The organism is Pedobacter aquatilis (assembly GCF_030409415.1).
In the GTDB taxonomy this organism is placed as follows: Bacteria; Bacteroidota; Bacteroidia; order Sphingobacteriales; family Sphingobacteriaceae; genus Pedobacter; species Pedobacter aquatilis.
In genome coordinates, this window is the sequence record NZ_JAUFPW010000033.1 from 114,589 (window position 1) to 127,878 (window position 13,290).

The window sequence follows — 13,290 nt, forward strand, 5'->3', positions numbered from 1 at the left end:
ATGGCAGGTGTAGATATTTCCGGATTCAAGCCGGTTCGAAAAGATAAGCCTTTAAATTCCACTACTGGATTAATTGGACTGCTTGGTAAAGATATTTCTTTTGGTAACGGGCAGTTGCCGGATAAAAAAAAGGAAGCCTTCTACAATGAACTCGGAACGCTTATCCGTTCTGGAATCGATATTAAAACTTCGCTCGAACTATCCTCAACCTCTTTGATAAGTGAAAAGGATATCATGCTCTTTTCCGCGATACAAAAGGAGGTCATTGCTGGTAAATCCCTTTCGCAGGCACTGGAAAATCATGAGAAATTCAGTAGTTATGAATTTCACAGCATACGCATTGGGGAGGAAACGGGTAAACTGGGAGAAGTGCTTGGGGAACTTGCGAAATACTATAAGAGTAAAATAAGCCAGAAGCGCAAAATTATCGGCGCGATAACTTATCCGCTTCTGGTGCTAAGCACTTCACTGGGCGCTATATTTTTTATGATAAAATTTGTGGTGCCCATGTTTGCAGATGTTTTCCAGCGTTTTGGTGGTAAGCTGCCCTACATCACTGCTTTGATTGTCAGCTTTTCAGACTGGCTCGACAGGTACATATATTTGCTGCTGGCAATGTTATTGGCGGTAATTGTATTTTATTTCGCCTCAGAAAAGCAAGTCTGGTTTAAAAAATATTCGGCTTTGGTATTGCTCAGAATTCCGTTGGTTGGCGATTTAGTGAAAAAGGTCTACCTGGCACGCTTTGCCAATACCATGCGGCTTTTGACGGGTACCAATACGCCATTGCTTCAGGCGCTGGGTATGGTAAGGCAAATGATTAGCTTCTATCCAATTGTTGAATCTTTAAAGCTGGCTGAACAGCAGATTTTGATGGGTAACAGTTTGTCTGAAGCATTAAGCAAGGATGATTTCTATCCGGCTAAATTTATCCAGATGATAAAGATTGCTGAAGAAGTGAACCGCCTTGAATATTTCTTTGAGCAATTGTCCACTCAATACACTGAAGAGGTTGAATACAAAACCAACGCGATTAGCGGGCTTATGGAACCCTTGATTATCATTTTTTTAGGGCTCGCAGTTGGGGTAATACTGATTGCCATGTACCTGCCTATGTTCCAGATGAGTAATACCATCTAGCCAATTCTGAAAATCTGTACCTCTATGTGAATGCCTGAATTGTGCACATTTTTGATGTGTTTGAATATTTTCGTCATGCGAAAACGATCGTTTGTCAAGCGAAAATGATAGGTCGTCAAAAAGATTTTTTCCTAGTAAATACAAATCATAATTTAATCTTGGAAGTGCTTTATAAAGATTTCCAATATGTTAAATACTAACCAGATTTATGATGAAACATCGCATCCTTTTGCTCTTAGCAAATGCCCTTTGCATACTGTCAAGCCTGACCGCTTTTGGACAAACTTCCTCAAGTCTTAATAACTTCGACATAAAAAAAATGCTGCCATCTTCTCCGGAAGCAGCAATGTTAGGCCGTTTCGGAGACATTCCAATCGGGTTCTATACAGGGACTGCAGATGTTTCTATTCCGTTATACTCAATTAAGGAATCCGGGGTAGAAATCCCTGTGGTGTTAAGATATCACGGATCAGGCATCAAGGTGGAGGATGATGCGAGTAATGTTGGTCTGGGCTGGAGTTTGGAACCTGGCGGCTCGATTATCAAAGTCATTAGTGGTAAGGAAGATCCCCAAGACGGTGATCCTCTTCCATCAAGGGATGCCGCAGGATTTAATTTTCTAAAGAATCAGACGATTCAGGGAGTCTACAATGAGCGCGGAACAGGTGACTTTTGGCCATGCACGGTGAATTACGCTGGATATAGTCCGACGACATTTGCTTTCCTTGATCAGAATGAGGGTCAACCAGACATTTTTCAGTATAGCTTCGCTGGTTATTCTGGCAAGTTTTACATACATCCAGAAACCCATAACATCGTGCTGATTGATAAAACTGTTGATATTGAATTCATTCAAAACGGGCCAGAAGCCTGGATTGCTAAAACAATGGATGGGAATAAATTCTATTTTAATGCGCGCGAGCGAGCCACGCCTAACTATTTGTTATTCGAAAATTCAAGCCTAACCTATAAGCTTACAAAAGTGGAAGTGCACAATGGTAAGGAAATTAATTTTTCCTATGTTGATGGATTTTACACAAATTCTTCTTATTCAGAGAGCTACCATTCAGAATACCCGCTTAACACAGGAATGGGCGAATATTACATACAGCCATCGATATCTAATCCCATGCACTATACCAAGACGATTAAGACCATATCCAATGCTGAAGTGCTGATAGAATTTAATCTGGAGGAAAGGGAAGATTTAGATGTTGCAAATGGACAGGGGTTAACAGGGCATAAACGCATAGCATCTATTGACGTAAAAGATGCGGTTACGCTGCAAAAGAAAAAAACCTTTAACTTTTCTTATGGATACTTTACTTCCAGTTTAGTGGGAGGCAGTTATAAGGGGATGAGTGGTGGCAGTCTGGTTTACTCCAATGCTGATGCTAAGCGCCTGAAGTTGCTTTCATTGCACGAGTTCGGCTACAATGAATTGAATCAGGCTATTGCAAATCCACCTTATCTTTTTTCCTATGATGAAACGCTTCAGCTGCCTCTGAAAACATCTTTCGCCCGGGATTTCTGGGGCTATTACAATGGGAAAGAGAATACTAAGCTTATTCCAGACTTATCCTTTTTTTATTATTCTGGAGATCCTGATTACGGTAGCAGCCCGCAAGGTACTATTGAATTAAAACAATCCTATACAGGGGTTCAGGATCTCAGTACACATCCAGTCAATGTAACTGCGAATATCATCAGTAATATTCAAGGCGCTAATAGGGCACCGGATTCGACTAAGATGAAAGCGGGGATGCTGAAAAGAATAACATATCCAACCGGTGGTTTTACCACATTTGACTACCAGGCCAATAGCTTTAATAATCACGTATACCCTGACGTAGAACGGGCATTGGTATCAACCCAGCAAGGTTATGTTGGTGATTATAATAAGACATCTGATACCAAAAGCTTCAGCTTCAGCCTTCCGAATGCTCAAAATGTAACCTTTAATCCCATTATAACCAGAGGTCCAAACGATGCCATTGGATTTTTTGATATCCAGCCCGCCACTGTAACTTTATCTAAAACTGTTGGGGGTGTTACAACGATTATCAAAACCTGGCAAATGTTTTATCCTGGAGATTATGATGCCTTTAATAATAGCGGCACAATGCAATGGAATGAGGCGATTAATCTCCCTTTTATTTCTGGAGCACAATATACAGTTACGGCTTATTTGCCGGATGCACTTGGGCCTCAGGAGTCATTCCCAAATTATGCCTCAGTATCTTGTAATTTTAGTTATCAGGATGCAGGGCAAAGCAATTTGTCCAGCAGTTATGGTGGCGGGGTAAGGGTATCGCTTGTGAAAAGTTATACTGAAGAAGGACAACTTGCTTCTACAAAAAAAATCAATTACCTGCGAGAAGATAATATCACTTCGGGTAAACTCATGTCTGAGGTCAAGCCGCTTTACAAGCGTAGGATGAATGCAGTTCATGACTTAACGGGGGTAAGCGGGGGCAACATCACCGTGCAAATAAAAAGCATGGATGTTTGGTTTATCTCTTCAGAAAGTGCTGTTCCGATGTCTACCGCTGCATCTGGAAATCCTGTGGGATATTCCCGTGTAGTAGAAACCGATGTTGCCCCGGGAGGAGCTGTGAACGGGCAGCATGTCTATCATTACAATAATGCCCAGAGTGATTCCAGGCCAACCGTTCCGGATAATCCGTATGGGCTGAATGGAAAACTCTCAAAAGAAGAAATTTATGCAGCAGATGCTTATGTTGTTCCGATTACTGAAATCAATTACAGCTACATCAATAAACAAACATCCTCATTTAGTAATTTTAAAATAATGCCTGCCAACATCGGAGAAAATCCATGTTCTATTCCTATAGCATTCGATCCCGATTTGATTTTCAGAAATTATGTAGTCGCTTATCCCATCCTGTCCAACTGGTATGTTTTATCTAGTAAACAGACAAAACAAAATCTCACTGACGGTCAGGTTGTTTCACAGGAGGATTACAGTTATAATTCAAAAGGGCAGCAGGTTAAGGTTGAAAGCATCAACAGCGAGCTGAATAAAAAAACTATTGCGAGTCTTTATCCTATTGATAATCCTGGAGATCCGATGTCCGCTGAGCTTATCAGTAGAGGATTATTTGATAATATACAGGAACAAAAAATTCTGCTCAATGACAATACCGAGCTTTCAAAAAGCAATGTTACTTATAGACTTGAAAACGGCCAGTTAGTCAGAAATAATGTGGTTACCTCCTTCAATGCCACTCCCGGCAGTACAGATGTAACCTTTGATAAATATGGAGGCTACAAATCATTGCTGCAGTTTACTCAGAAAGGCGCTCCAAGCTGTATTCTTTGGTCCTTTGGATACGCCAAACCTATAGCTGAAATCAGAAACGTCACTTATCCGGTGTTGGAAAGTGTTCTTGGTGCTTCCACAATTCAAAATTTTGCCATGCTCCCAAGTCCAACTGCTGCCCAAATTAATAGCTTTCTCGCTCCGCTCCGGGCAAACCCTGCTAATCCTGCAATACGGGATATCCTGGTGACCAGTTATACATATGCTCCTTTGACCGGCCTTGGAACGGTTACAGATCCAAAAGGTATGTCATCTTCCTTTGATTATGATGAGTTTCAGCGACTAAAATTTGTAAAAGACCAGCATGGAAATATTGTGAAAAGTAATTCATACCATTTTAAAAATTAAAGACTCATGAAATTTCACTTCAACAAAATATATTTGGCAGCTTTTGGTTTGTTATATTGTTCTGTAAATGCACAACAACATTTAAGCCTTTCAACATATTCGGGTCAAAGCGAAATCAAGGCTACAGGGAGTATCACCTTAACGGATGGTTTTCATGCAACGGGTAATGTACGAATTTACATCACTCCTGCAAACTATGTCAACTGCTTTAACAGCTCATTCTCACCAAGCAGTACCCAGAATTATATTTTAACCAGAACATATAAATTAGCAGGTGTAAACTACGGGAACTTTAATTCCATTGCAAGTGTTTGCGATGTAAATCAGAAAATCCAATATATTGATGGGCTGGGTAGACCAGTTCAAACCATCGATGTACAGGGCAGCCCTTTAGGCAATGACATTATTCAGCCGGTGAGTTATGATGGCTTTGGCCGCGAAAAGTTCAAATTTTTACCCTATACTGAAGCCGGTAACAATGGCGCATTCAGGACTAATGCGCTAACAGGCGGGCAGTCCTATTTTTATCTGAATGCTAGTAACATAGCCCATACACTCTATCCGTTTACAGAAACCGGTTTCGAAGCCTCTCCTTTAAATCGTGTCCTGCAGCAAGGCGCAGCAGGATTGGACTGGCAAATATCCTCAGGGCATACCATTAAAACAGATTATGCTACAAATATCAGTGGAATACGGCGATGGAATTTGACCTCAAACGGTGCTTCCGCAATCAATAGTTTTTATGCAATTGGCAAATTGTTGAAAACGATTACAAAAGATGAAAACTGGAAAGCATCGGATTTTAAAGCTCGTACAACAGAAGAATTTAAAGATCTGGAAGGTCGTGTCATATTGAAAAGGGTGTGGGAAACGGATTCAAAAAGTTTAAGTACCTACTACGTTTATGACGATTTAGGCAATTTGAGGTATGTTTTGCCGCCTGCAGTGAATGAAAATGGAACGGCCAGTTTAGATCATTTTAGCGAAACTGACCAGTCATTTGATTTTTATATTTATGGCTATCATTATGATAACAGTAACCGGGTAATTGAGAAGAAAATTCCGGGTAAGGGTTGGGAAGAAATGATTTATAATCCAAACGATCAGGTGGTCTTTACTCAGGATGCAATACAAAGGCAACGTTCCGAGAGAGCTTTTGTAAAATATGATGCCCTTGGGCGAGTAGCGATGACCGGGATCGAAATTGGACATACAGGTACTCGAGCCGATGTACAGGGAACGGTAAACTCTTTAAGCGTTTATTGGGATACCAGAGATAATGGAACAGGCAACCTGCATGGGTACAATAATGTTAGTGCACCAGCATATTTACCCAATCTTCAGCCTCAAATCATTAACTATTATGATAATTACGATATTCCCGGTCTGCCTTTCAATTATATAAGCGCTTATAGTACTAAGACTAAGGGCCTTTTGACTGCAACTAAAGTTAAGGTTTTGGGAACAAACGATTTTCTTTGGACCGTCAATTATTATGATAATGATGGGAGGATTGCTAAAAGTTACACTCAGCACTATTTATCAGGTAGCATAAATAATGATAATTATGATGAAACCTCCAATACATGGAGCTTTGCAGGCGAACTTACTGCATCCTCAAGAATTCATCATACAGCTGCGGGTAATACAGTTATCGATAGCCGTTTTGGATACGATCATTTGGGAAGAAAAATTGCATCATGGGAGAACATCAATAATCAGGGAGAAGTAGCGCTTTCGAAGTCCGATTATAATGAAATCGGGCAGTTGATCAAAAAGAATTTACACAGTAAAGATGGAAGTGCTTTTTTACAGTACAGCGATTTTGCTTACAATGAACGGGGATGGTTAAAGAGTGCTGTAAGTAACCAGTTTAGCATGCAGTTAGATTATCAGGAAAATGGCAGTCAAATGTTTAATGGAAATATCAGCAAACAATCCTGGTCTCCCAACACTAACTTAAGTACTCCTAATTACCTGAGCAGTTACAGCTATGATAAATTGAATAGATTAAACTCAGCAGTTAGTTCCGGGCTTACGATGCATGAGTTTTTAACTTATGATGAAATGGGCAACATTAAAACTTTAAAAAGAGATAACGGAAATGCCAACCTTTATCACTATAACGGCAATCGCCTGTGGTATGCTGAAAATGTTACAAATGGTTATGTTTATGATGCCAATGGAAATGCTGTTGTCGATGGGAGAACCGGTTATCACTTTTCTTATAACCATTTGAATTTACCCCAGTCAGTTTCAAATGGTGTGAGTTTAACGTATACTTATGATGCTTCAGGTAACAAGCTTAGAAAAAGCAGTGTCTCGGGAACAGTAAATTATATCAACGGCATTCAATATAAAGCTGATAATTCAATTGATTTTATCCAGACCGAAGAGGGAGTGGCAAGAAATAATGGTGGAATTTATAGTTATGAATATGATTTGAAAGATCACTTAGGGAATACTAGGGCAAGTTTTTATAAGAATCCTTCAAGCCAGCAATTAGAGGTTATGCAAAGAGATGATTATTATGCTTTCGGCTTGAGGAAGTCAGGTATTCCTAATTCAAATAATAATAAATATCTTTATAACGGGAAGGAATTGCAGGAAGAGTTAGGACAGTATGATTACGGGGCACGGTTCTATGACCCAGTGATTGGAAGGTGGACGACTATAGATCCTCTGGTTGAACTCAATCAGGAAAACACCTCACCATACATTTATGTGCTTAATAACCCAATCTTATTAACTGATCCAGATGGAAGATTTCCAGATGGACCTGGGGACGACCTATGGGATGGGGTAAAGCAAGGATTTACTGGATATTTTGGAGGAATAAAACAGGCAGTATTAAATCCAGTTGAAACAGTTAAAAGCCAGTTTACTACTGAAGCAATAACGAACAATTTGTTAAATACTGCTACTTTTGGTACCTATGGTATGGCAAAAGAAGGAATCACAGTATCTTCGGCAGCAGCAAAGGGGGATTTGACAGCTTTGGGGAAGGCTATAGGTAGTAAAGCCGCTGAGGGGCTTGTTGTTGGTGTAACAGAAGGGGCTGGAAGGGTTCTAGGTGCAGTAACAAAGGTTGCATCTAAAGAAGGTTCAGTTTTTGGAAAAAGTCCTTTTATTCCGAAGGATGCAGAGGGTGTAACAATCAAAACGGTTAAGACAAAGGCTGGGAATACAAAAATCGATGCAGAGGGTAGAGGCGTTTCACACACTCAATTAAGAGAAGATGCTTCGGGCAATTATGCTCAACGTACGACTTTTGATGCAAAAGGAAGAAAAAGAAGTGATACGCACTTTACAACTCATGGAGAAAGTGGAAAATCGTCACCCCATAAACATACATATTATAAAAATGGAAAACGCAGTGAAGGCCTCTAAGTATAAAATTATTAATGAGCTAAAAAGTTTAGATTTCATAAAAAATATATTGCTAATTGAACCAAAAGTAAGGTTGTGTGGTGAACTTGAAATTGAGCCCTATGTAGAGTTTTCAGTTAATTTTCAAGCAGATTATTGGTATATTAAGTATCTTTTGTTAAGAGATCAATATGTTGATCTTACAAATGAGTTCGAGAGTCTTTTTAGTGAACCAGACTTAAATATTATTTGGCTGAGGTTAACGGATGGCAATACTTTTGTTTTGGAATTTAACGATGGACAACCATTTGTTAGTTTTTTAAAAGAGAATACTTCGATAAAAAATTACTTTGAGTTATTTACCTTGAGTAGACTTTAAACAAGTTCATCTACAGGTGCCAACAAGCCACTCATGCCCAAAATAAAATAACATCAAAGTCACGAATCAGAGCACTTTGATGTTTATCTGATAGGCTGCATATCTGATTATGCAGCCTATTGTTGTTTTGTGATCTACAAGTTGTGTTTTTGGGTGCCCAAAAACCTGCGTGCTTTTGCTTGGGCAAAAGAAAGAAACCTACGCAACTTGGTTTCTGCCATAATGTTTATGTAAGAGGTTGCTATAAAGCAGCAATGTTGTTGTTAAAAAAATCCTTGAACTTCTTTTTGGTGAGCATGGTATCAATGATCTTAAAGACCACATTGCGGTCTTCTTCATCCAATTGGTTAATCAGGTTGACCTGTTCAAAATTGGGCTTGTCCTGAATGGTTACCTCTACAGGCTGATTGTCGAAATGCACCACCTGGTCAATGGTCATGCCGAAGTATCCGGCAAAGCGTTCCAGTTCATCAATAGCAATATCACGTGTGTTGTTCTCCACCTTATTATAGCTGGTATAGGGAATGTTCAGTTCAGCGGCCAATTGCTTTTGCAGCAATCCTTTGCGTTCCCTGATCTTCTTAATGTTATCGCCTAAGCTCATGACGTTTGGTTTTCTTCCAAAAATACCCATAAAAGCTACTTTAATCAATATGTTGCGTTATTGCTGATTTTGTAGTTGCTAAAATAGGTATTAATTGTCAGGTTTGCTATATCGAAAATAGCAATAAATAGTTTAGATAGATAAAAGCCCAAACTGATCACAGAAAACCCTGAATTACTGCTCTACCTGGAGGGTAAATTGCACATCACTGTTTTGGGAGGCATTAAGCTGACCGGACTTGACCGGTTGAAAGTAACGCTAAAGCTGATCATTATCGGTAAGCCGTCCAATGCGTTCCGCCATAACCTTGACCTGTACAACAGTATGCAGAGCGAACAGCTGATCGAAAAGGCATCCGAGGCGCTGGATATCAGCAGCAGCGAGCTGTCGCAGGTTATTAATGGTTTGGTCACTGCGTTGGAGCATTACCGTGAAGAGCGTTTGGAATCCATGAAGCCGAAACAACCGGAGAAGAGAACGTTATCTGAATCCGAGCGCAAAGCAGCCATCACTTTCTTGAAATCCCCTAACCTGTTAGGGCGCACCAAACAGGTCATTGCCGATAGCGGGCTGATTGGGGAAGAGGATAACAGCCTGATTGCTTACCTGACCTATACGAGCCGTAAACGGCATACCCCGCTGCATCTGATGTGCCTGGGTGCCAGTGGTACGGGCAAAACCTGGCTGCAGGAAAAGGTATCAGAGCTGATGCCCGAGGAGGATAAATTGGAAATCACCTCACTTTCCAGCAATGCTTTTTATTACTTCGGCAGGGAAGAATTGAAACACAAGCTGTTATTGATCGAGGATCTGGACGGAGCCGAAAGTGTGCTTTATCCCTTACGGCAACTGCAAAGCAAAAGGAAGATCAGTAAAACGGTGACCTTGAAAGATAATAAAGGTAACCTGAAAACCGTGACTTTGAATGTTGAGGGGCCAGTCTGCGTATCAGGATGTACCACCAGGGAACAATTGTATGAAGACAATGCGAACCGCTGTATCCTTTTGTATATGGATAACAGTATAGAACAGGATAAAAAGATCATGGAATACCAACGTAAGCTAAGCGCCGGTCAGGTTGATGAATCAGGACAGCACAAGCTGAAAGAGCAGGTCAAAAATGTGCAACGCATCCTAAAACCCATCACGGTTAAAAATCCTTACGCCACCTTTCTGCAATTGCCGGAAGAAGTCTTTAAGCCCAGACGCACAATGCTGCTATTGTTATTGTTTACCGAGACCATTACGTATTACCACCAGTACCAGCGAACCTTGAAGACGGATACCGACACCGGGGAGCAATACATTGAAAGTACGCTGGAAGATGTGGAGGCCGCCTTTACGCTGCTGGAAACCACACTGCTGAAAAAGAGTGATGAACTAAATGATGCCTGCCGAAGCTTCTTTGAAAAGCTGAAAGGCTACCTGAAAGAAAAAGATACCGAAAGCTTTTATAGCAAGGAGATCCGTTCGGCCTTTAGGCTGACCCCCAGCAGCATCGGACGATATCTGTATGAGCTGGAACGGATGGGCTATATCAAGATCACCCGTGGCAACCGTTATAAAGGCTTTGAATACAAGGTGCAGAGCTGGAATGATCTGGAGAGTTTGCAGCAGAGCAGCAAAATGCTGGTCAGCAGCATCCTTGAAAATATCAAATCAGTATCCCGTAACCCAACAGTATCCCAAAGGCCTGATGGGTTACTTAAAGTGCAGAAAGACAGCAGGAAAGAAGCAGTAACCCAGAGTAAGTAAAAAACGTACAGTTAGCAAAAAAATACGTTATGAAAAATCCGCTCTATATCCGTTTAAACGCAGGCTTTAGTGAATGGCTAAGGATCCTGAACTTTGACCACACCAGCCAGCGGGATATGCCGATCATGCTAAAGGCGTTCCTGATCTTCCTGGAAGAAAATGACTGTAACAGTATTATCGGCATTACAGAAAGCCACCTTGAAAATTACCTGCAGGTCTTAAGTGAGCAGCCCTGTAAAACCAAACCAGGCACATTGAGCCTAAACTATATCCGCAAACACCTTCAAGTGATCCGCAAGTTTGCCCGGTACCTTGCCGAGAGCGGAAAGGAAAGCTTTTCAGTGAAAGTGCAGCTCAAAGGCAAATCTAGCAATATCAAAAGCATCCTGACCAAAAAGGAAGTTGCCAGATTGTACGAGGCGACTACAGAAAGTGTGCTGGGGTTAAGGGACAGGGCATTATTGACGCTGTATTATGGTTGTGGTTTGAGGAAAAGTGAGGGCTTAAGCTTAAATACTGATGACATCCTGCTGGAAAAGGAACTGGTGTTGGTACGCAAAGGCAAAGGTTATAAAGCAAGGTATGTTCCTTTGACCGGCAGCAATAAAAAGGATCTGGAATATTATCTGAACTTTTCCAGGCCTTACCTGCTCAGCGGTAAAAAGGAGCCGGCATTATTACTGAACGCAAACGGAAAAAGGTTAAAGACCGCTTTTGAGCGGATGCAGAAACTACGCTCGGCATCTGGGATAAAGAAGCCAATTGGCCTGCACACCTTGCGCCACAGCATTGCTACGCACCTGTTGCAATCAGGTATGAAGCTGGAACAGATCCAGCGGTTCTTAGGCCACAGCAGCCTGGAAAGCACACAGATCTATACCCACATTGTCAATGAACTTTGAGGAGTACTTAAAAGAACTGGGCTTAAAGCCTGTTACGGTGTACCAGCACCGTAAATATGTCAGTTACTTTTTGTCCTGGCTTGCAGAAGAAGAGCGTTCGGGCTTAAACTTAAATGAGGTGAGTTATACAGAGGTCCTGGATTATGCAGACCATCAGCGGCAGGCGGGCAATCAGGTTAACCTAGTGAACCGGATGCTGCTGGCGGTAAGGTATTACTTTACTTACCTGCAAAAGGAAGATAAGATAACCCACAATCCTGCTGCCGGAATCAGCTTAAAGGGAGCTATAAGGACAGTCCCGAAAGACCTGTTGGAAAAGGGCGAGCTGGAAGCTTTATATGAGAGTTATGCGGTCATAGATGAGCGTAGCCAGCGCAATAAGGTGATGTTGTCCCTGCTGATCTATCAGGGTATCAGCAATGCAGAACTGCATAAACTGGAGGCCGGCCATATCAAATTAAAAGAAGGAAAACTTTATGTTCCGGCATCAGCAAAGAGCAGCAGCAGGATGCTGAAACTGGAGGCCTTCCAGATCATGGAACTGTATGAATATATCCATGTGACCAGGTCAAAGATACTGGCAGAGCGTAGCAAAGAACGTTCAGGTAGAAAACCCAAAGCAATGAAAGCAGCCAGGCAGATCCACCAGCTTTTTATCAGTATGAACGGTTGTGAAAATATCAAGAATAGTCTGTACCACTTTAACCAGGCTTTGCGTAAACTGAACCCTAAGTATAAAAATGCGGCACAAATCCGGCAGAGTGTGATTACCGAATGGTTAAAAGAAAAAGACTTACGAACTGTTCAGTATATGGCTGGCCACCGCTATGTAAGCTCGACAGAGCGTTACCAGACCACCAACCTGGAGGATCTGAAAGAAGCCTTAAACAAACATCATCCCTTAAAATAAAAGCCAAAAGCCTGCGGCAGCATGGTGCTTTGCAGTAATAGTTGGGGAATCTTCCATTCCCCAAACCCCTTTGGAACCTCTTACTGATATAAAGAGCCGCTCTCATCCCTCCCTCAACCAAAGCACTTTCTATCAGTAAGAGGTTACCACCCAACGCCTGAAATATAAACACCCGGGTGTTTAGCAAAGATGTATTAATGTATGCATTAATAGAGAATCCTGCCTCCGAAGTCGGCAGAGCAACAATGTTCGTGCAACCACCGGGAGCCACTAAAATAGTTTTTGTGTTACAAAAACATAAACTTGCTCCATCAACGATCTATCTGCACCAACGAGAATAGAGGTCTGGGGTGATCATTTGTTAAGCCCCCAAAAGCGGAAGAAGGGAGAGCTGTCAAGGGAACGTGGAATAAATGGCCATTGCGGGCAGGATAAGAGCGTTTATGCCGCGAAAGTCCCTTTACTGCTTTTCCTTCTGAGGCTATCTTTGCTGTAACATATGATCAACCTTACCTACCGCAGAAAGTAACCGAAGAACGA

The 13,290-nt window shown here is 41.5% G+C and carries 8 protein-coding genes; 7 read left to right on the forward strand and 1 reads right to left on the reverse strand.

All coding sequences use genetic code 11. The annotated features are described in order from the left end of the window. The 4 genes from QWY86_RS15480 (at window position 1) to QWY86_RS15495 (ending at window position 8,579) form a co-directional block, all read left to right on the forward strand. On the forward strand, window positions 1-1,140 hold the full coding sequence (locus QWY86_RS15480; protein ID WP_290243302.1) for a type II secretion system F family protein: 1,140 nt from the start codon (window positions 1-3) through the stop codon (window positions 1,138-1,140). A gap of 208 nt (window positions 1,141-1,348) precedes the next feature. Next, window positions 1,349-4,831, forward strand: a complete 3,483-nt coding sequence (locus QWY86_RS15485) for a hypothetical protein (RefSeq protein ID WP_290243304.1) — start codon at window positions 1,349-1,351, stop codon at window positions 4,829-4,831. Between the two features lie 6 nt (window positions 4,832-4,837). Next, on the forward strand, window positions 4,838-8,221 hold the full coding sequence (locus QWY86_RS15490) for a DUF6443 domain-containing protein (RefSeq protein WP_290243306.1): 3,384 nt from the start codon (window positions 4,838-4,840) through the stop codon (window positions 8,219-8,221). Next, the gene (locus QWY86_RS15495; RefSeq protein ID WP_290243308.1) at window positions 8,196-8,579 is read left to right on the forward strand and encodes a hypothetical protein; all 384 of its coding nucleotides are present in this window, start codon (window positions 8,196-8,198) and stop codon (window positions 8,577-8,579) included. The genes QWY86_RS15490 and QWY86_RS15495 overlap by 26 nt, the downstream gene beginning before the upstream one ends. Window positions 8,580-8,820: 241 nt before the next feature. On the opposite strand, the gene QWY86_RS15500 is transcribed toward QWY86_RS15495, so the two are convergent. Beyond that, window positions 8,821-9,231, reverse strand: coding sequence for a helix-turn-helix domain-containing protein (locus tag QWY86_RS15500; protein ID WP_290243309.1), 411 nt, complete (start codon window positions 9,229-9,231; stop codon window positions 8,821-8,823). 165 nt (window positions 9,232-9,396) lie between these two features. On the opposite strand from QWY86_RS15500, the gene QWY86_RS15505 reads away from it, so the two are divergent. From QWY86_RS15505 to QWY86_RS15515, 3 genes are read left to right on the forward strand one after another with little or no spacing between them, the layout of a single operon-like run. Then, a complete protein-coding gene (locus QWY86_RS15505; protein ID WP_290243310.1) occupies window positions 9,397-10,938 on the forward strand; it encodes an MTBMA_p00010-related P-loop-containing protein in 1,542 nt (513 codons plus the stop codon). Between the two features lie 29 nt (window positions 10,939-10,967). Next, complete coding sequence (locus QWY86_RS15510; RefSeq protein ID WP_290243313.1) at window positions 10,968-11,840, forward strand: tyrosine-type recombinase/integrase; 873 nt, start codon at window positions 10,968-10,970, stop codon at window positions 11,838-11,840. Continuing rightward, on the forward strand, window positions 11,830-12,750 hold the full coding sequence (locus QWY86_RS15515) for a tyrosine-type recombinase/integrase (protein WP_290243315.1): 921 nt from the start codon (window positions 11,830-11,832) through the stop codon (window positions 12,748-12,750). The genes QWY86_RS15510 and QWY86_RS15515 overlap by 11 nt, the downstream gene beginning before the upstream one ends. Window positions 12,751-13,290 lie beyond the last annotated feature (540 nt).